22 protein-coding genes are annotated in these 17,440 nt (G+C 73.1%); 16 read left to right on the forward strand and 6 right to left on the reverse strand.

Annotation, left to right across the window (positions count from 1 at the left end; translation table 11 throughout):
• The first annotated feature begins 30 nt into the window (after window positions 1-30).
• Entirely contained in the window at window positions 31-657 is a 627-nt protein-coding gene (locus ACF08B_RS15990; protein WP_093478407.1) for an AAA family ATPase, read from the forward strand.
• A 30-nt stretch (window positions 658-687) separates the two neighbouring features.
• On the opposite strand, the gene ybaK is transcribed toward ACF08B_RS15990, so the two are convergent.
• The 4 genes from ybaK to ACF08B_RS16010 all read right to left on the reverse strand — a co-directional run bounded on the left by ybaK (window position 688) and on the right by ACF08B_RS16010 (window position 4,763).
• On the reverse strand, window positions 688-1,191 hold the full coding sequence (gene ybaK, locus ACF08B_RS15995) for a Cys-tRNA(Pro) deacylase (protein ID WP_392317887.1): 504 nt from the start codon (window positions 1,189-1,191) through the stop codon (window positions 688-690).
• An 11-nt stretch (window positions 1,192-1,202) separates the two neighbouring features.
• The gene (locus ACF08B_RS16000; RefSeq protein WP_392317888.1) at window positions 1,203-1,943 is read right to left on the reverse strand and encodes an LON peptidase substrate-binding domain-containing protein; all 741 of its coding nucleotides are present in this window, start codon (window positions 1,941-1,943) and stop codon (window positions 1,203-1,205) included.
• A gap of 11 nt (window positions 1,944-1,954) precedes the next feature.
• Window positions 1,955-3,004, reverse strand: coding sequence for a hypothetical protein (locus tag ACF08B_RS16005; protein WP_392317889.1), 1,050 nt, complete (start codon window positions 3,002-3,004; stop codon window positions 1,955-1,957).
• 181 nt (window positions 3,005-3,185) lie between these two features.
• Window positions 3,186-4,763 (reverse strand): oxidoreductase, encoded by a 1,578-nt coding sequence (locus ACF08B_RS16010; protein ID WP_392317890.1) that lies wholly within the window; start codon window positions 4,761-4,763, stop codon window positions 3,186-3,188.
• 212 nt (window positions 4,764-4,975) lie between these two features.
• Here ACF08B_RS16010 and hisD point away from each other — a divergent pair, with 212 nt between their 5' ends.
• The 10 genes from hisD to ACF08B_RS16060 all read left to right on the forward strand — a co-directional run bounded on the left by hisD (window position 4,976) and on the right by ACF08B_RS16060 (window position 12,635).
• Entirely contained in the window at window positions 4,976-6,301 is a 1,326-nt protein-coding gene (hisD, locus tag ACF08B_RS16015; RefSeq protein ID WP_392317891.1) for a histidinol dehydrogenase, read from the forward strand.
• Window positions 6,298-7,410 carry a histidinol-phosphate transaminase gene (locus ACF08B_RS16020; protein ID WP_392317892.1) on the forward strand — a complete coding sequence of 371 codons (1,113 nt, stop codon included), beginning with the start codon at window positions 6,298-6,300 and terminating at the stop codon, window positions 7,408-7,410. Before hisD ends, ACF08B_RS16020 begins: the two co-directional genes overlap by 4 nt.
• Window positions 7,407-8,000, forward strand: coding sequence for an imidazoleglycerol-phosphate dehydratase HisB (gene hisB / locus ACF08B_RS16025; RefSeq protein ID WP_392317893.1), 594 nt, complete (start codon window positions 7,407-7,409; stop codon window positions 7,998-8,000). Before ACF08B_RS16020 ends, hisB begins: the two co-directional genes overlap by 4 nt.
• A 3-nt stretch (window positions 8,001-8,003) precedes the next feature.
• Window positions 8,004-8,168: a hypothetical protein gene (locus ACF08B_RS16030; RefSeq protein ID WP_176985766.1), complete on the forward strand. Its 165-nt coding sequence runs from the start codon at window positions 8,004-8,006 to the stop codon at window positions 8,166-8,168.
• Window positions 8,159-8,803 (forward strand): imidazole glycerol phosphate synthase subunit HisH, encoded by a 645-nt coding sequence (gene hisH / locus ACF08B_RS16035; protein WP_392317894.1) that lies wholly within the window; start codon window positions 8,159-8,161, stop codon window positions 8,801-8,803. Before ACF08B_RS16030 ends, hisH begins: the two co-directional genes overlap by 10 nt.
• Window positions 8,804-8,806: 3 nt before the next feature.
• Window positions 8,807-9,532: a bifunctional 1-(5-phosphoribosyl)-5-((5-phosphoribosylamino)methylideneamino)imidazole-4-carboxamide isomerase/phosphoribosylanthranilate isomerase PriA gene (priA, locus tag ACF08B_RS16040; RefSeq protein WP_093478419.1), complete on the forward strand. Its 726-nt coding sequence runs from the start codon at window positions 8,807-8,809 to the stop codon at window positions 9,530-9,532.
• A complete protein-coding gene (locus ACF08B_RS16045; protein WP_392317895.1) occupies window positions 9,529-9,924 on the forward strand; it encodes a RidA family protein in 396 nt (131 codons plus the stop codon). Before priA ends, ACF08B_RS16045 begins: the two co-directional genes overlap by 4 nt.
• Window positions 9,921-10,676: an imidazole glycerol phosphate synthase subunit HisF gene (gene hisF / locus ACF08B_RS16050; protein WP_093478422.1), complete on the forward strand. Its 756-nt coding sequence runs from the start codon at window positions 9,921-9,923 to the stop codon at window positions 10,674-10,676. Before ACF08B_RS16045 ends, hisF begins: the two co-directional genes overlap by 4 nt.
• A gap of 101 nt (window positions 10,677-10,777) precedes the next feature.
• Window positions 10,778-11,365: an ArsR/SmtB family transcription factor gene (locus ACF08B_RS16055; protein ID WP_392317896.1), complete on the forward strand. Its 588-nt coding sequence runs from the start codon at window positions 10,778-10,780 to the stop codon at window positions 11,363-11,365.
• 13 nt (window positions 11,366-11,378) lie between these two features.
• Window positions 11,379-12,635, forward strand: coding sequence for an MFS transporter (locus tag ACF08B_RS16060; RefSeq protein ID WP_392317897.1), 1,257 nt, complete (start codon window positions 11,379-11,381; stop codon window positions 12,633-12,635).
• A 3-nt stretch (window positions 12,636-12,638) separates the two neighbouring features.
• Here the strand turns inward: ACF08B_RS16060 and ACF08B_RS16065 are convergent, their stop codons facing one another.
• Both ACF08B_RS16065 and ACF08B_RS16070 read right to left on the reverse strand, forming a co-directional pair.
• Entirely contained in the window at window positions 12,639-13,037 is a 399-nt protein-coding gene (locus ACF08B_RS16065; RefSeq protein WP_392317898.1) for a VOC family protein, read from the reverse strand.
• A gap of 13 nt (window positions 13,038-13,050) precedes the next feature.
• Complete coding sequence (locus ACF08B_RS16070) at window positions 13,051-13,686, reverse strand: TIGR03085 family metal-binding protein (protein WP_392317899.1); 636 nt, start codon at window positions 13,684-13,686, stop codon at window positions 13,051-13,053.
• Window positions 13,687-13,768: 82 nt separating this feature from the next.
• Between ACF08B_RS16070 and hisI the strand changes: the two genes are divergently transcribed.
• The 5 genes from hisI (at window position 13,769) to ACF08B_RS16095 (ending at window position 17,399) form a co-directional block, all read left to right on the forward strand.
• Window positions 13,769-14,161 carry a phosphoribosyl-AMP cyclohydrolase gene (gene hisI / locus ACF08B_RS16075; RefSeq protein WP_392317900.1) on the forward strand — a complete coding sequence of 131 codons (393 nt, stop codon included), beginning with the start codon at window positions 13,769-13,771 and terminating at the stop codon, window positions 14,159-14,161.
• Between the two features lie 11 nt (window positions 14,162-14,172).
• On the forward strand, window positions 14,173-15,669 hold the full coding sequence (locus ACF08B_RS16080; protein ID WP_392317901.1) for an anthranilate synthase component I: 1,497 nt from the start codon (window positions 14,173-14,175) through the stop codon (window positions 15,667-15,669).
• A 51-nt stretch (window positions 15,670-15,720) separates the two neighbouring features.
• Window positions 15,721-16,359, forward strand: coding sequence for a TIGR02234 family membrane protein (locus ACF08B_RS16085; protein WP_392317902.1), 639 nt, complete (start codon window positions 15,721-15,723; stop codon window positions 16,357-16,359).
• A gap of 173 nt (window positions 16,360-16,532) precedes the next feature.
• Window positions 16,533-16,790 carry an HGxxPAAW family protein gene (locus tag ACF08B_RS16090; RefSeq protein ID WP_392317903.1) on the forward strand — a complete coding sequence of 86 codons (258 nt, stop codon included), beginning with the start codon at window positions 16,533-16,535 and terminating at the stop codon, window positions 16,788-16,790.
• A 156-nt stretch (window positions 16,791-16,946) separates the two neighbouring features.
• Entirely contained in the window at window positions 16,947-17,399 is a 453-nt protein-coding gene (locus ACF08B_RS16095) for a DUF2752 domain-containing protein (protein ID WP_093478434.1), read from the forward strand.
• The last annotated feature ends 41 nt before the right edge of the window (window positions 17,400-17,440 follow it).

Raw genomic sequence — 17,440 nt, forward strand, 5'->3', positions numbered from 1 at the left:
GCCCACAGCGCGACCTGGCACGATGTCAGGGTGACCGCACCGCTTACTCCGCCTCCGCCGCCGCATGACAACTCCCCGCACCAGGTCTGGCAGGCGTCGCCGCCCGCCGGGTCACCGGGCGCGGGAACGTACGGACAGGACGGCCCCGGCATGAAGACCGAAGTGCGGGAAGCCGCCGTGATCACGGTGGCGATGACGGTCTGCGGGCTGCTGCTGGGGCTGCTGTGGTGGTGGCTGGCGCCGCACGTGCCGCTGGTCGGTGACGAGAGCGGCGGCGGCTGGGTCGTCTACCTCAAGGACAGCGAGGGGGAGCAGGCGGCCGGTGTGGACGGCACGTTCACGCTGCTCGGCCTGGGACTGGGACTGGTCAGTGCGGTCGTCGTCTTCCTGCTGCGGCGGCGTGGCGGTGTCCCGCTGGTGGTGGCACTGGGCCTCGGCGGACTGCTCGGCTCGCTGGTGGCCTGGCGGCTCGGGGTGTGGCTGGGGCCGACCTCGGACGTGCTCGCCCATGCGAAGGCGGTGGGCAAGGGGGTGACGTTCCCGGCGCCGCTGAAGCTGTCGGCCAAGGGGGCGCTGCTGGCCTGGCCGCTCGCCGCGGTTCTGGTGCACCTGGGACTCACGGCGCTGTTCGGCCCCCGGGACCCGGAGCTGCAGTGACCGGGGCGGCGCCCGGACGGGCCGGTGCGGTCACCCCCGCCCGATGGGCGCCGTCACCGCGTTCGTGAGCTTGGCCAGGTCCGTCGGGGCGAGTTCCACCTCGAGGCCCCGCCGGCCGGCCGAGACGCAGATCGTCGTGTGCCCCTGCGCCGAGCCGTCGAGGACCGTCGGCAGCCTCTTGCGCTGGCCGAGGGGGGAGATGCCCCCGCGCACGTATCCCGTGGTGCGTTCGGCGAGCGCCGGGTCGGCCATGGCGGCACGCTTGCCGCCCACCGCGGCCGCCAGGGCCTTCAGGTCCAGGGAGCCGGCCACCGGGACCACGCCGACGACCAGGGCGCCGTCCACGTCGGCGACCAGCGTCTTGAAGACCCGGTCGGGGGAGACCCCCATCGCCTCGGCCGCCTCCTCGCCGTAGGAGGGGTGGGACGGGTCGTGGTCGTAGGCGTGGACCGTGAAGTCCACGCCCGCCGCCGTCAGGGCCACCGTCGCGGGCGTCCCCCCGGACTGCTGCTGCTTCTTCGGCTTCTTCGCCATCCCGGTCTTCCTCAGTTCAGGCTCGTCGGCGTCCGCGTCAGCTCGAACGCGGGCAACGACGGCAGGCTGCGGATGATGGCCGTCTCGGCGCGCAGGAGCGTGAGCTCGTCCCGCAGCCGGGACGCGGTGTCGGGCGCCTGGAGCAGCCGCTGCTTGGTCGGGGTGTCGTGCACCATCGCGGCCGCCACCAGGTACGACACCACGCTCGGGTCGTCCGGCAGTTCGGCACCGGTGGTCAGCGAGCGCTCGCGGGCGCCCGCCAGGCGCTTCTGGTACTGGCGGAAGGAGCGCAGGACCCCTTCGGCCAGCGCGCCGGCCTCCTCGCCGGGCTCCTCGGTGAGCTCCTCCAGCTCGGCCGTCAGGTACGGACCCGAGGCGTCGACGGACAGCAGCCTCATCCGGCTCGTGCCGGTCGCGAGCACCTCGAACGTGCCGTCGGCCTGCTCGCGGATGGTCGCGGCGTCCGCCACACAGCCCACGGCGTGGACGGCCTTGAGGGGGTCGGGGCCGAAGCCGGCTGCCGGGCCCCGGTCGGGCTGTGCCGTGGGATCCGGCATGCCCGGGGCGCTGGGCGCCACCTCGTGCCCGTCGCGGATGGCGGCGACGGCGAAGCGGCGAGGCTCGTCCTCGGGGGTCTTCATCAGTTCGCGCATCATGGCGCGATAACGCTCCTCGAAGATGTTCAGCGGCAGCACGAGCCCCGGGAACAGCACCGAGTTCAGCGGAAAGAGGGGGAGACGGACGGTGGTCACGGCGCCCCAGCCTAGTGGTCACCGGCGCGGACGTGTCCTCGGTGGTCACCGAGCGGGTCCGCGGGCCCCGGCACCAGCCCCGCCGGGACGGGCTCCGGGCCGCCCGTGAGCAGGTGATCGCGCAAGCGCAGGAAGTGGCCGAGCGGGTCGTCCGAGAACCGGTCCCAGGGGAAGGACGTGGCGTACGGGCCGATCAGGCGCGCCTGGGTGGCCGCGTCGTCCCGCCGGTCCAGCCGCAGGAGGACGTACAGGAGCTTGTTGCGGACCTCGGCGGGCCACGGGTCGGCCGCCGGGAGGCGGACCGAGAGGGCGACCGCCCGGTCCGCCGCGGCGTCGAGCCGCGCCCGGCCCATCTGGGGGCCGCAGCCGTCGGTCAGGTAGCCGAAGGCCGCCCGGGCCGGCAGCGCCTGGACGAGCGAGTCGGCGGGGGCGTCCTGCGCCGCCAGGTCGGCGAAGTCGAAGCACGCGTGGTGGGAGCCGTGCCAGAGCGCGGCCAGGTAGCGCAGGGCGGCCACGTGGCAGCCGTAGTGGTGCGGGGCGCGCCGGACCGCCGCCTCCCACAGTTCCTCGAAGTACCGGTGCCCGGCCCGGGAGCCGCGGGCGTGGTCCAGGGCGATCCGCCACGGCACGGGGTCGCGGTCGTCGGCGCGAGCGGCCGCCGTGATGAGCGGGCTCGCCTCGCGCAGCAGTTCGGCGCGGGCCGGTGAGGGCCAGGCGCGGTCCACCGCCAGCTGGGCGTCCAGCAGCAGGGCGTCGGGGTCGCCGGGGGCGGCCGTACGCCAGTTCTCGAACCATTCGGGGCGTGAGCGCGCGAACGCGGCGAGGCGTCTGACGTACCGGTCGCGGTTCTCCCACTCGGCAGCGGCCCGGGTCGCGGCCAGCAGCGCGGCCGCGCCGGTGTGGTCGCCGCGGGCGGCCGTGACCAGCGCGGGCGAGAGGCGGTCGTCGGGCGCGTCGAGCACGGCCTCGTCCGCGGCCGGGGGTCCGGCCGGGCGCGCGGGGCGTTTGGTCATCCGGGTGGGGCGGATGAACGAGGGCAGCAGAGCCATGGTGTCGACCATTGAAAGTCCGCAGGTCCAGGGCGCGCCAGAGGGTCCACGGAAGTTACGTAAGGTTGTACGTCCTATGGTCAAGGAGCAGTAAAAGGTGATGGTTCAACCATTGTGGTGAACCTGTACGCAAAGGGTGAAGATCCGGCGCACGTCCGGTGGTCCCGCGGTGCGCAAGGGTGCCGCGGCGGTGTCAGCTCCGTCGCAGCAGCCGGGTCGCCCCCGCCGCCACCGTCGTCGCCAGGATCCAGCCGAGCAGGATCATCGCCGCCGCCAGCCACTGCCAGCCGCCGCGCAGCTGCCACTGGCCCGCCTGACCCAGGTCGATCACCGGCAGCAGCAGGTCCAGGGTGAACAGCGCCGGGCTCCAGGACGGGTGCCCGTCGTGGTTCACCGGCGGATGGGCGGCGTGCGCGAACGCCAGCGTGCCCGCCGCCCACAGCACCGCCATCCACACCGCCGCCCGGCCCGGACGGTAGCCGTAGGCGACCGTCCAGTCCTGGACGACTCCCCAGAACTTCCCGGCGAGCGGAAGCGTCTCCCGGCGCCGGCGCTGCTTGGCGAGCAGCACCTCGCGCGCGTCCTCGTCCTCCCCGGCCGCCCGCAGCACCGAGGCCAGCCGCTCGTACGGCTCCGGGGCGTACTCGGCGGTGGCCGCCGCCACCCAGTCCAGGCGCCGGGTCAGTGGAAAGGGCCCCTGCGGTACCAGGCTCTCGTAGGCGAATCCGCCCATGTGCAGGTTCCCGGCGTCCGGCCAGCTGCTCGCCCGGTCCACCAGGTTCACGACCCGCGCCCCCGACAGCACCACCTTGCCGCGCTGCGGTTTGTCCCCGAGGAAGCGCAGCTCGGGCGTCTGCACCCGGCGCAGCGACAGCTCCTGGTCGTCGGTGAAGGTGAACCGCGCCCGCTCCAGGTCGACGGCGTCGCCGAACCGCCCGTCGTCCAGCCGGATCCCGCCGCGGCACTCGAACCGCTGGATCCGCGTACCGCGCGCCGGTGTCGTCCCGCTCAGCAGCGGACTGCCCACCCCGGCGGGGGTCAGGTACAGGGTGCGCTCGACCGTCAGCTGGGGCGCGTTCAGGGCGAGGCGGGCGTACGGGTTGGCCAGCCGCGCGCCCCGCAGACTGAGCGAGACGCCGACCTTGGCACCGCGCAGGCTCAGCTCGCCGTGCGACTCCAGCATCTCCGCCTGGAGGTCCTGGCCGACGGTCATGCCGTCCGCCGCCATCGACCGCCCGCCGCGGTCCCGGTACACGACCGCCTGGTTGAGCAGCAGATCCGTGCCGATGTGCGCGTCGGTCAGCCGGATCCCGTTCTGGAACCGGCAGCGCGGCAGGTGCAGATCGCCCTCGGTGTGCACCCGGGCCGCCTCCAGCCGCGGCACCGAGCAGTCCACCAGGCGCACGGTCGTGAACCGGGCCTCCGGCAGCCGGACCTCGTCGTCGAACCGGCAGCCGCGCAGCTCCACGTACGGCGTGACCGTGCCGCCCGCCAGCTCCAGGGTGCCCGTGATCCGGACGCCGACGAGTTTCAGGGCGGACACCCGGCCGGCGAGCGCCGGCGGTCCGTCCAGCAGCAGCCAGGCGACGATGCGCGCCCGGACGGTCCGCCCGGGCCCCCAGGGGTGTCCGCCGTGCGGATCGTCCACGGCGGCGTCCCCGCTGCTCAGGTCGTACACGCTGCCGTTGCGGAAGGCCTGCCACATGCCCGCCTCGGCCGCGGTCAGGTCCTCGGGCAGGTCCCCGGCGTGGCTGCCGGTCCCCTCGGTCACCGCTGTTCCTTCTCTCCTCGCCCGTTCGGGCCACTGCTGGGTCACCTGTGTCGTACTGGCGTTCATGCCCGGTGCGTGACGCCCGGAACACTCCTGGTGAACGTGATCTTCCGGGTTCCGGCCACCCTATGTACCGGCGATTGGCCCACGCTCTGTATCAGCCATTGATACGCGCGAACGGCTCCGGACGCCGGTCTGAGAGAATTGGGACTGTGATTTCCCGAATCGATCTGCGCGGTGACGCCCTTCCCGAGGGCCCCGCCCTGCGCGACCTGCTGCCCCGAGCCGACTTCGACGTTGCGGCCGCCCTGGAGAAGGTGCGTCCGATCTGCGAGGCCGTGCATCATCGTGGCGACGCGGCGCTGATCGACTTCGCCGAGAAATTCGACGGAGTACGGCTGGAATCCGTCCGCGTCCCGGTCTCGGCGCTCACCGAGGCGCTGGACGGCCTCGACCCGGCGGTGCGCGCCGCGCTGGAGGAGTCCATCCGCCGCGCCCGCATGGTCCACCGCGAGCAGCGCCGTACGACCCACACCACCCAGGTGGTGCCCGGCGGCACCGTGACCGAGAAGTGGGTACCGGTCGAGCGCGTCGGTCTGTACGCGCCCGGCGGACGCTCGGTCTACCCCTCCTCCGTGGTCATGAACGTCGTGCCCGCGCAGGAGGCCGGCGTCGAGTCCATCGCGCTCGCCTCCCCGGCCCAGGCCGCGTTCGGCGGTCTGCCGCACCCGACGATCCTCGCCGCCTGCGCCCTGCTCGGCGTCGACGAGGTCTACGCGGCGGGCGGCGCCACCGCCGTCGCGATGTTCGCCCACGGCACCGAGTCCTGCCCGCCCGCGAACATGGTCACCGGCCCCGGCAACATCTGGGTCGCCGCCGCCAAGCGCCACTTCACCGGCAAGATCGGCATCGACGCCGAGGCCGGCCCGACCGAGATCGCGATCCTCGCCGACGACACGGCCGACCCGGTGCACGTGGCCTCCGACCTGATCAGCCAGGCCGAGCACGACCCGCTGGCCGCCGCCGTCCTCGTCACCGACTCCCAGGAGCTGGCGGACGCGGTGGAGAAGGAGCTGGAGCCGCAGGTCGCGGCCACCCGGCACATCGACGACCGGATCGTGCCCGCGCTGAAGGGCAGGCAGTCCGCGATCGTCCTCGTCGACGGCATCGAGGAGGGCCTGCGGGTGGTCGACGCGTACGGCGCCGAGCACCTGGAGATCCAGACCGCCGACGCCGCCCGGATCGCCGACCGGGTCAGGAACGCCGGTGCGATCTTCGTCGGCCCCTGGGCACCGGTCTCGCTCGGCGACTACGCGGCCGGGTCCAACCACGTCCTGCCCACCGGCGGCTGCGCCTGCCACTCCTCGGGCCTGTCCGTCCAGTCCTTCCTTCGCGGCATCCACGTCGTCGACTACTCGAAGGACGCGCTGGCCGAGGTCGCGCACCACGTGGTCACGCTGGCGGAGGCGGAGGACCTGCCGGCCCACGGCGCGGCGATCAAGGCCAGGTTCGGCTGGAAGGTACCCGAGAGCAAGTGAGCGACGTGCGGATCGACGATCTTCCCGTACGGGACGAGCTGCGTGGCAAGTCCCCCTACGGCGCGCCCCAGTTGGACGTCCCCGTACGGCTGAACACCAACGAGAACCCCTACCCGCTGCCCGAACCGCTGGTCGAGCGGATCGCGGAGCGGGTGCGGGAGGCCGCCCGCGGCCTGAACCGCTACCCCGACCGGGACGCGGTCCGGCTGCGCACCGAGCTGGCCGCCTACCTGACGAAGACCGGCAAGTACCCGCTCGGCATGGCGAACGTGTGGGCGGCCAACGGCTCCAACGAGGTCATCCAGCAACTGCTGCAGACCTTCGGCGGGCCCGGCCGTACGGCGATCGGCTTCGAGCCGTCGTACTCGATGCACGCCCTCATCGCGCGCGGGACGGGGACGGGCTGGATCCCGGGTCCGCGGGCCGAGGACTTCACGATCGACCTCGCCGCCGCGCGGCGGGCGATCGCCGAGCACCGGCCCGACGTCGTCTTCATCACCACCCCCAACAACCCCACCGGCAACGCGGTCCCGCCCGAGACGGTCCTCGCGCTGTACGAGGCGGCCCAGGCCGCCAAGCCGTCGATGGTGATCGTGGACGAGGCGTACGTCGAGTTCAGCCACGGCGACTCGCTGCTTCCGCTGCTCGCGGGCCGCCCGCACCTGGTCGTCTCCCGCACCATGTCGAAGGCGTTCGGCGCCGCCGGGCTCCGCCTCGGCTACCTCGCCGCCGACCCCGCCGTGGTGGACGCGGTCCAGCTCGTACGGCTGCCGTACCACCTGTCGGCGATCACCCAGGCGACCGCGCTGGCCGCGCTGGAGCACACGGACACGCTGCTCGGGTACGTCGAGCAGCTGAAGTCGGAGCGCGACCGGCTGGTCGCCGAGCTGCGCGCGATCGGCTACGACGTCACCGAGTCCGACGCCAACTTCGTGCAGTTCGGCCGGTTCGGCGACGCCCAGGACGCCTGGCGGAGGATCCTCGACCGGGGCGTCCTCGTCCGGGACAACGGCGTACCGGGATGGCTGCGGGTGTCCGCCGGCACCCCGGAGGAGAACGACGCGTTCCTGGACGCGGTACGTGAAGTGAAGAAGGAGCTTGAGGCATGAGCCGCGTAGGACGCGTGGAGCGCACCACCAAGGAGACCTCGGTCCTGGTCGAGATAGACCTCGACGGCACCGGGAGGACCGACATCGCCACCGGCGTCGGCTTCTACGACCACATGCTCGACCAGCTCGGCCGGCACGGTCTGTTCGACCTGACCGTGAAGACCGACGGCGACCTGCACATCGACTCCCACCACACCATCGAGGACACCGCCCTCGCGCTCGGCGCCGCCTTCAAGCAGGCGCTCGGCGACAAGGTGGGCATCTACCGCTTCGGCAACTGCACGGTCCCGCTGGACGAGTCCCTCGCCCAGGTCACCGTCGACCTCTCCGGCCGCCCCTACCTCGTGCACACCGAGCCCGAGAACATGGCGCCGATGATCGGCGAGTACGACACGACGATGACCCGGCACATCCTGGAGTCCTTCGTCGCCCAGGCGCAGGTCGCGCTGCACGTGCACGTGCCGTACGGGCGCAACGCGCACCACATCGTGGAGTGCCAGTTCAAGGCGCTGGCCCGGGCGCTCCGTTACGCCTCCGAGCGCGACCCGCGCGCGGTCGGCATCCTCCCCTCCACGAAGGGCGCTCTCTAAGCCATGAACGGTCTGTCGACCCTCCTGATCGTCGTCGGCCTCTTCCTGGTCGGCGGCATCGTCTCCTTCGTGAAGCAGAAGATGCCCGCGAGCCTCATCGTGCTGCTCTCCATCGGCGCGGGCATGTGCCTGGTCGCGGGCGTCCTGCGGCTGGAGGTGTGGAATTGAGCACCAAGAAGGTCGTGGTCTTCGACTACGGTTTCGGCAACGTCCGGTCCGCCGAGCGCGCCCTCGCGCGTGTGGGCGCCGATGTCGAGATCACCCGTGACTTCGACCGGGCGATGAACGCCGACGGCCTGCTCGTGCCGGGCGTCGGCGCCTTCGCCGCCTGTATGCAGGGTCTGCGCGCCGCCCGCGGCGACTGGGTGGTCGACCGCAGGCTGTCCGGCGGCCGCCCGGTGATGGGCATCTGCGTCGGCATGCAGATCCTCTTCGCGCGCGGCATCGAGCACGGCGTGGAGGCCGAGGGGCTGGACGAGTGGCCGGGCACGGTCGCCCCGCTCCAGGCCGACGTGGTGCCCCACATGGGCTGGAACACCGTCGACGCCCCGGTCGGCTCGCGGCTTTTCGCGGGCCTCGACGCCGACGCCCGCTTCTACTTCGTGCACTCCTACGCCGTCCACGACTGGGCCCTGGAGACGCACAACCCGGTGATCGAGGCCCCCAAGGTCACCTGGTCGACGCACGGCGAGCCGTTCGTGGCCGCCGTGGAGAACGGCGCCCTGTGGGCGACGCAGTTCCACCCCGAGAAGTCCGGCGACGCCGGCGCGCAGCTCCTCACCAACTGGATCGGAACCCTGTAGACCATGGCCAAGCTCGAACTCCTCCCCGCCGTCGACGTCCGCGACGGCCAGGCCGTGCGACTCGTCCACGGCGAGTCCGGGACCGAGACCTCCTACGGCTCGCCGCTGGAGGCCGCCCTCGCCTGGCAGCGCTCGGGCGCCGAGTGGCTGCACCTGGTCGACCTGGACGCCGCGTTCGGCACCGGTGACAACCGGGAGCTGATCGCCGAGGTCGCGCGCGCGATGGACATCAAGGTGGAGCTGTCCGGCGGCATCCGCGACGACGACACCCTCGCCGCCGCCCTCGCCACCGGCTGCACCCGGGTCAACCTGGGCACCGCGGCCCTGGAGACCCCCGAGTGGGTCGCCAAGGTCATCGCCGAGCACGGCGACAAGATCGCGGTCGGCCTGGACGTGCGCGGCACGACCCTGCGCGGCCGCGGCTGGACCCGCGACGGCGGCGACCTCTACGAGACGCTTGCGCGCCTCGACAAGGAGGGCTGCGCCCGCTACGTCGTCACCGACATCGCCAAGGACGGCACCCTCCAGGGCCCGAACCTGGAGCTGCTGAGGAACGTCTGCGCGGTCACCGACCGCCCGGTCGTGGCCTCCGGCGGTGTGTCGTCCCTGGACGACCTGCGCGCCATCGCCGGTCTTGTTCCCCTCGGCGTCGAGGGCTCCATCGTCGGCAAGGCCCTGTACGCGAAGGCGTTCACCCTGGAAGAGGCCCTGGAGGCGGTGGCCGAGTGAGCGACGTCCGACGCGTGTCCACCGGCGCGCCCTGGGAGGAGCAGTTTGGCTACTCCCGCGCGGTGGAGCTGCCGAACGGCCTGGTCCTGGTCTCGGGCTGCACGTCCATCGTGGACGGGCAGATCGCCGGGGGCGGCCCGTACGAGCAGGCGGTCAACGCGTTCAAGGTCGCCCTGGGGGCGCTCGGGCAGCTGGGGCTCGGCCGTGACGACGTCGTGCGCACGCGCATGTACCTCACGCACGCCCGTGACGTCGACGAGGTCGGCCGCGCCCACAAGGAGCTGTTCGACGCCGTCCGGCCCGCCGCGTCCATGATCATCGTCTCCGGCTTCGTGGACCCCAGCCTGGTCGTCGAGGTCGAGGTGGAGGCGTTCCGAGGAGTGACGGCATGACCCTGGCCATCCGAGTCATCCCCTGCCTGGACGTGGACAACGGCCGCGTCGTCAAGGGCGTCAACTTCCAGAACCTGCGCGACGCGGGCGACCCCGTCGAGATGGCCAAGGTGTACGACGCCGAGGGCGCCGACGAGCTGACGTTCCTGGACATCACCGCCTCCTCGGGCGACCGGGAGACGACGTACGACGTGGTCCGCCGCACCGCGGAGCAGGTGTTCATCCCGCTGACGGTCGGCGGCGGTGTCCGCACGGCCGAGGACGTGGACAAGCTGCTGCGGGCCGGCGCCGACAAGGTGGGCGTGAACACCGCGGCCATCGCCCGTCCCGAGCTGATCCGCGAGATCGCGGAGCGCTTCGGCCGGCAGGTGCTGGTCCTCTCCGTCGACGCCCGCCGGACCGAGTCCGGATCCTTCGAGGTGACCACCCACGGCGGCCGCCGGGGGACCGGCATCGACGCCGTCGAGTGGGCGCACCGGGCGGCCGAGCTGGGTGCGGGGGAGATCCTGCTGAACTCCATGGACGCGGACGGCACCAAGGACGGCTACGACCTGGAGATGATCGCGGCCGTCCGCAAGCACGTCACGGTCCCGGTGATCGCGTCCGGCGGCGCGGGCAGCCTCGCGCACTTCCCGCCGGCCGTCACGGCGGGCGCGGACGCGGTGCTGGCCGCGTCGGTGTTCCACTTCGGCGACCTGCGGATCGGCGAGGTGAAGCAGACCCTCCGCGAGGCGGGGCACCCCGTGCGCTGACATCCCGTCGGCCCGGCACCGCTTCGTGTAACGGCCGAAAACGAAAGAGAAGTTGCGCAAAATAAGTTGTGCAACTTCTCTTTCGTATTTAGGGTCGCGGTATGGCGAGTCGGGAAGAGCGGCGGATCACGGACACGGGCACCCTCAAGGCCCTCTCCCATCCGCTGCGCATGAAGCTCTACCGGCTGCTGTTCGTCGCCGAGACGGCCACCGCCTCCCAGCTGGCCGAGCAGGTCGACGAGGCCGTCTCCCTGGTCAGCTACCACCTGCGCAAGCTCGCCGAGCACGGACTGATCGAGGCCGCCGACCCGCAACGCGCGGACGGCCGCGAACGCTGGTGGCAGCCCTCGTCCGAGACGGTCTCCATCCGCGACGAGGACTTCCGCGACGCCCCCGAGAAGGCGGCCGCACACCTCGCCGCCTCCCGCATGTTCCTGGACCAGCGGGCCGAGATGTACCGCGGATACCTGGACGCCCGCGCCCACTGGGGCGCGGAGTGGAACGAGGCCGCCCACGACTCCGAGTCCCTGCTCCGGCTCACCGCCGAGGAACTGGGCGAGCTGAAGAAGGACCTGCACGACCTGCTCAGGCGCTACGACGAGCAGGGGCGGGCCCGCGAGGCCGCCGGCGACACCGAAGGGCGCGAGCACGTCGCGCTGCACGTGTACGGATTTCCGTTCCGCGTCTGACAAGGGACCCCCGGTGACCGACACCCTGATACCCGCGCCCGCCGCCGCCGCGGCCGACGCGCCCGCCCACCGCGACCCGAACGTGCTGCGCTGGCTCGCCGCCTACACCTCCTCCATGCTCGGCGACGGCGTCTACTACCTGGCCCTGTCCTGGGCCGCCGTCCAGGCGGGCTCCCCGGCCCAGGCCGGACTCGTGATGTCCGCCAGCGCGCTGCCCCGGGCCGTGCTGATGCTCGGCGGCGGAGTGATCGCCGACCGGCTCGGCCCCCGCCGGGTCGTCATCGGCAGCGACGCCGTCCGCTGCGCGGCCGTCCTCGCCGTGGCCGCCCTGCTGTTCCTCACCAGCCCCGGACTGTGGCCGCTCGCCCTGCTGGCCCTGGTCTTCGGCACGGTCGACGCGGTGTTCATGCCCGCCGTCGGCGCCCTCCCGGCCCGCCTCACCGGCAAGGGCCAGCTCGCCCGGGTCCAGGGCATGCGCGGTCTCGCCATCCGCTTCTCCAACGTGCTCGGCGCCCCGCTCGGCGGGCTCGGCGTGGCCGTCGGCGGGGCGTCCGCCGCGTTCGCCCTGGCCGGGCTGCTCATCGCCGTCTCCGTGCCGCTGCTGATCTCCGTCCGCGTCCGCGACCTGCCCGCGGACGACACGCCCCGCGCGGGCGGCACCACCGCCCGGGACGATCTCGCGGCCGGCCTGCGGTACATCCGCCACCACCGCGTCCTCGCCCCGCTGATGCTGGCCATCGCCCTCGGCGACTTCGGCTTCGTCGGCCCGCTCAACGTCGGTCTCACCCTGCTCGCCGACCGGCGCGGCTGGGGAGCCTCCGGCATGGGCTGGGTCCTCGCCGGTTTCGGGGTCGGCGCGGGCGCCGCCGCGCTGCTGCTGGCGGTGCGCGGCCGGGTGCCGCGCGCGGGCGTCGTCATCGGCTGCGCCTGCACGGCCGGTTCGGTGGCCATCGGCGCCCTCGGGTTCGTCCCCGCCCTCGCCGGCGCCGTCGCCGTGGCCGCGCTCGTGGGCCTGCTCGCCGGGCTCAGCGGCGCCCTGTGCGGCGCCCTGCTGCAGACCTGCGCCGACCCCGCCTACCTCGGCCGGGTCACCGCCGTCGCCGGACTGGTCAGCCTCGGCCTCGCCCCGCTGAGCATGCCGTTCGCGGCCGCCGCGATCGGGACGTGGGGCCTCGGCCCGGTCTACGTCGTCAGCGCGGTCGTCTGCGGTCTCGGCGGGGTCGTCGCCCTCGCCGTCCCCGGCCTGCGCCGCGCGGAACTGCCCGGCTGACCGTCAGCCTTTCGGCTGGACCAGCTGCACGAGATTGCCCACCGTGTCGTCGAGCACCGCCGCCAGCACCGGACCCTGCTCCTGCGGCTCGTGCGCGAACCGCACACCGAGGCCGGTCAGCCGGGCGTACTCGGCCGCCAGGTCGTCCACCGAGAAGACGATGCACGGCAGACCCGCCTCGTACACCGCCCTGCGGTACGGCTCCGCGACGGGCCCCTGGCCGGGCTCCAGCAGCAGCTGCAGATCCGGCTGGGCCCCCTGCGGCGCCCCGACCGTGACGAACAGCGTGTCGTTGCCGAGATCCATGTGGACGCGCGTCTCGAAGCCGAGGACGTCCGTGTAGAAGGCGTGCGCCCTGGCCACGTCGTCGACGTACACGTGGGTCATCGCGACCTTGATCACGGGAGGTGCCCCCTCAGATGCCGAGCTGCCGGGACTCGTGCAGGGTCTCGATCGCCTCCGCGTCGCCCTCCACCTCCACCGCGGCCGCGTCCTGCCGGCCGTAGGCGAACATCAGCAGCTCCGACGGCTCACCCGTCACCGTGACCACCGGCGCGCCGCGGTGCGCCACCACCGTCTGGCCGTCCGGACGGCGCAGCACCAGACCCGTCGGCACGCCCCGGCCCATCAGCCGCGCCATGCGCTCCAGCCGGGACCACAGCGTGTCCTGGAACACCGTGTCCAGCTCCCGCCGGCCCCAGTCCGGCTGGGCACGGCGCACGTCCTCCGTGTGGACGTAGAACTCGACGACGTTCGCCGCCTCGTCCACCTGCTTGAGCTGAAAGGGTGAGAAGCGGGGCGGGCCGGTACGGATCAGCTGGATCAGCTCCTCGTACGGCTTCGCGGTGTACTCCGCCATCACCTTCTCCAGGCGCGACGCGAGCGGCTTGATCAGCGCGCCGCCCGCCGCGTCCGGACGGCGCTCACGCACGATCACGTGCGCGGCCAGGTCCCGGGTCCGCCAGCCCTCGCAGAGGGTCTGGGCGTCCGGACCGACGGTTTCCAAGAGGTCGGCGAGCAGGAGCCGTTCACGCTTGGCGAAGGTCGACATGGACTCAGCCTACGACCGCGCGCAGGGTCCGCCCAGTGGACACGGACGGTCACCACCCCTCCCGCGCGGCACAATGGCACCCATGACCAGCACGCCCCCGCCCAGCGGCCTCGACCCGGAGATCGCCGCCCGCCTCAAGCGCAGCGCCGACGGCCTCGTCCCCGCCATCGCCCAGCAGTACGACACCGGTGAGGTGCTGATGCTGGGCTGGATGGACGACGAGGCGCTGCACCGCACCCTCACCACCGGCCGCTGCACCTACTGGTCCCGCAGCCGCGGGGAGTACTGGGTCAAGGGCGACACCTCCGGCCACTTCCAGTGGGTGAAGTCGGTCGCGCTGGACTGCGACGCCGACACCGTGCTGGTCAAGGTCGACCAGGTGGGCGCCGCCTGCCACACCGGCGCGCGCACCTGCTTCGACGAGGACGTCCTGCTCAAGGACGCCGATTCCGGCCCCGACCGCACCGGTCAGTAAGGTCGACGGCCATGGACCTCGAGACCTTCCGCAAGCTCGCCACCGACCGGCGCGTCATCCCGGTCACGCGCAAGCTCCTCGCCGACGGCGACACCCCGGTCGCGCTCTACCGCAAGCTCGCCGCCGAGCGCCCCGGCACCTTCCTGCTGGAGTCCGCGGAGAACGGCCGCTCCTGGTCCCGGTACTCCTTCGTGGGCGTCCGCTCGGCGGCCACGCTCACCGTGCGCGACGGGCGGACGCACTGGCTCGGCGACCCGCCGGTCGGCGTCCCCGTCGACGGCGACCCGCTCGCCGCCCTGCGGGCCACCATCCAGACCCTGCACACCCCCCACCAGGAGGGCATGCCGCCCTTCACCGGCGGCATGGTCGGCTACCTCGGCTACGACATCGTCCGCCGCCTGGAGAAGATCGGCCCCGGCGAGCGCGACGATCTGCGGCTGCCCGAGCTGACCATGCTCCTGACCAGCGACCTCGCCGTGATGGACCACTGGGAGGGCTCGGTCCTGCTGATCGCCAACGCGATCAACCACAACGACCTGGACACCGGCGTCGACGAGGCCTGGGCGGACGCCGTGGCCCGTCTCGACGCCATGGAGGCCGACCTCACGCGCGCGGTGGCCCAGCCCCCGGCCGTCCTGCCGCCCTCCGAGCTGCCCGAGTACACCGCGCTGTGGGGCGGCCCGGACTTCCGGCGGGCCGTCGAGGACGTCAAGGAGCGCATCCGGGCCGGCGAGGCCTTCCAGGTCGTGCCCTCCCAGCGGTTCGAGACGCCCTGCACGGCGAGCGCCCTCGACGTCTACCGGGTGCTGCGGGCGACCAACCCCTCGCCGTACATGTACCTCTTCCGCTTCGACGGGTTCGACGTCGTCGGCTCCTCCCCGGAGGCCCTGGTCAAGGTCGAGGACGGGCGGGCCATGGTCCACCCCATCGCCGGCACCCGGCACCGCGGCGCCACCCCGCAGGAGGACCAGGCCCTCGCCGACGAACTCCTCGCCGACCCCAAGGAGCGTGCCGAGCACCTGATGCTGGTGGACCTCGGCCGCAACGACCTCGGGCGCGTCTGCGAGCCGGGTTCGGTCGAGGTCGTCGACTTCATGTCCATCGAGCGCTACTCGCACGTCATGCACATCGTCTCGACCGTCACCGGCCAGGTGGCCGAGGGCCGTACGGCCTTCGACGTGCTCACCGCGTGCTTCCCCGCGGGCACCCTCTCCGGCGCCCCCAAGCCGCGCGCGATGCAGATCATCGACGAACTGGAGCCCTCCCGCCGCGGCCTGTACGGCGGCTGCGTCGGCTACCTCGACTTCGCCGGCGACTCCGACACCGCGATCGCCATCCGCACCGCCCTGCTGCGGGACGGCACGGCCTACGTACAGGCCGGTGCCGGCATCGTCGCCGACTCCGACCCGGTGGCCGAGGACCAGGAGTGCCGCAACAAGGCGGCGGCGGTCCTGCGTGCCGTGCACACCGCCAACCGCCTGGACGGACGGCTCGGTTCCGCCGAGTAGGGCGCATCTCATGGAACCCCGGGTGACGGTTCGCCCGGGGTTCAGGCGATAGTGGACTACGTGACTGCTGTTCCCCACCCCCGTTCCGAAGCCGCCGCTCCCACCCGGTCCGGCCGGCGGAGCCTCGCCGCGGCCCTCCTGTTCGGTGCCCTCGGCGCGGCCGTGGCGCTGCTCGCGACCCGGCAGCGCTGGGCGGAGGGCACCGCGACGGTGGCCGGCGGCGCGTTCCCGCTGACCGTGAAGGGCAGCGACGTCACCGGCGTCCCCGCGGCCCTCGCCATAGTGGGCCTCGCCGCGCTCGTCGCCGTCTTCGCCGTCCGCAGGGCCGGCCGCCTCCTCGTCTCCGCCCTGCTCGCGCTGTCCGGAGCCGGCATCGTGGCCGCCGCCCTCATGTCCGCCTCCGACGCCTCCGTGCTGGACGAGAAGGCGGCCCAGGCCAGCGGCGACACCTCCGCCACGGTCGCCGCCCTCAGCCACACCGGCTGGCCCTACGTCGCGGCCGTCGGCGGTGCCCTGATCCTGCTCGCCGGCCTGCTCGCGCTGCGCTTCGGCAGCCGCTGGCCCGCCATGTCCGGCCGCTACGAGCGCGGTACCGACCGCCCGCGCCGCACCGCCCGCCCGGCCGACCCGGAGCGCCCCGAGGAGATCTGGAAGGCCCTGGACCGCGGCGAGGACCCCACGGGCGCCTGAGCGACCCCACGGTCGGGCCGCCCGGGAATGTGGCGAACCAGACGCCACCCCCGCGTCCGGCAGCCGCGCCCGTACGGGACAATGGAGGAGAGCGTCCGGCTCGGAAGTGACGGGCGGGCTCGGAACCGTACGGACACGTAGTACGACACGTACACAGCAACGAGGAGCAAGTCATGGCGGGCAGCAGCCACGGTCACACCCCGGCCGCCTGGACCGGTGTCACTATCGCTTTCATCGGTTTCTGCGTCGCGGGCGCCTTCATGGTGATGGCCCAGCCGCTCGGCTTCTGGGCCGGCATGGTGATCATCGCCCTCGGCGGTGTCGTCGGCGGCGTCATGCGCGCCATGGGTCTGGGCATGCCCAAGGAGGCGCACACCCTTCCCCAGAAGGCTCCCGTCGCGACCCGCGAGCCGGCCGGCGTCGAGGGCTGAGCCCCCAAGGCCTGCCACGAGGGGCGGCCCGGCATCCGGAAGGGTGCGGGCCGCCCCTCGTCGTGTGCCGGGCCGCCCGGGGCCGAGGGCCGTACGACCGGCCGGGCGGCCGCTTCGCACGCGCGCGTGCCGGGGCCGGCGGGGCAGAATGCCGACGTGAACGCCGACAGCCGCCCGGTCCCCGCCCCGGCTCCGCACCCCGTCCCGCCCGCCCCGGCATGGCGGCGGCTCGCCGTTCCGGCCGGGCTGTTCACGGCCGTCGCCGGGGCCTTCGCCTACGTGGGCGCGGTCGACCCCAACGAGCCCGGCCACTACCCGGTCTGTCCCCTCTTCCGGCTCACCGGTCTCTACTGCCCCGGCTGCGGCGGACTGCGCAGCGCGCACGCCTTCGTCCACGGCGACCTCGGCACCGCCCTGCACGACAACGCGGCCGGTGTCGTCGCCTACGTGGGCTTCGCCGTGCTGTGGGCCGTCTGGGTGGTCCGGGCGGCACGCGACCGGCCACTGCGGCCGGCCCTCGGCCCGGCGCACCTGTGGGCGATCGGCACCCTGCTGCTGGCGTTCACCGTGCTGCGGAACCTGCCGGCCGGAGCGTGGCTGCGTCCGTGAGACGGCCCCGACGGTCGGGCCGCCGCGCGGTCCGCCCGGTG

The sequence above is a fragment of the Streptomyces sp. NPDC015139 genome (genome assembly GCF_043079785.1).
Lineage (GTDB): Bacteria > Actinomycetota > Actinomycetes > Streptomycetales > Streptomycetaceae > Streptomyces > Streptomyces albidocamelliae.

Coding starts and splice junctions, on each gene's coding strand:
- ybaK (WP_392317887.1), bottom strand. CDS start 1,191: ATGGCGAAGAAGCCGAAGAAGCAGCAGCAGTCCGGGGGGACGCCCGCG.
- ACF08B_RS16005 (WP_392317889.1), bottom strand. CDS start 3,004: ATGGTCGACACCATGGCTCTGCTGCCCTCGTTCATCCGCCCCACCCGG.
- hisB (WP_392317893.1), top strand. CDS start 7,407: ATGAGCCGCGTAGGACGCGTGGAGCGCACCACCAAGGAGACCTCGGTC.
- ACF08B_RS16030 (WP_176985766.1), top strand. CDS start 8,004: ATGAACGGTCTGTCGACCCTCCTGATCGTCGTCGGCCTCTTCCTGGTC.
- priA (WP_093478419.1), top strand. CDS start 8,807: ATGGCCAAGCTCGAACTCCTCCCCGCCGTCGACGTCCGCGACGGCCAG.
- hisF (WP_093478422.1), top strand. CDS start 9,921: ATGACCCTGGCCATCCGAGTCATCCCCTGCCTGGACGTGGACAACGGC.
- ACF08B_RS16055 (WP_392317896.1), top strand. CDS start 10,778: ATGGCGAGTCGGGAAGAGCGGCGGATCACGGACACGGGCACCCTCAAG.
- ACF08B_RS16070 (WP_392317899.1), bottom strand. CDS start 13,686: ATGTCGACCTTCGCCAAGCGTGAACGGCTCCTGCTCGCCGACCTCTTG.
- hisI (WP_392317900.1), top strand. CDS start 13,769: ATGACCAGCACGCCCCCGCCCAGCGGCCTCGACCCGGAGATCGCCGCC.
- ACF08B_RS16080 (WP_392317901.1), top strand. CDS start 14,173: ATGGACCTCGAGACCTTCCGCAAGCTCGCCACCGACCGGCGCGTCATC.
- ACF08B_RS16090 (WP_392317903.1), top strand. CDS start 16,533: ATGGCGGGCAGCAGCCACGGTCACACCCCGGCCGCCTGGACCGGTGTC.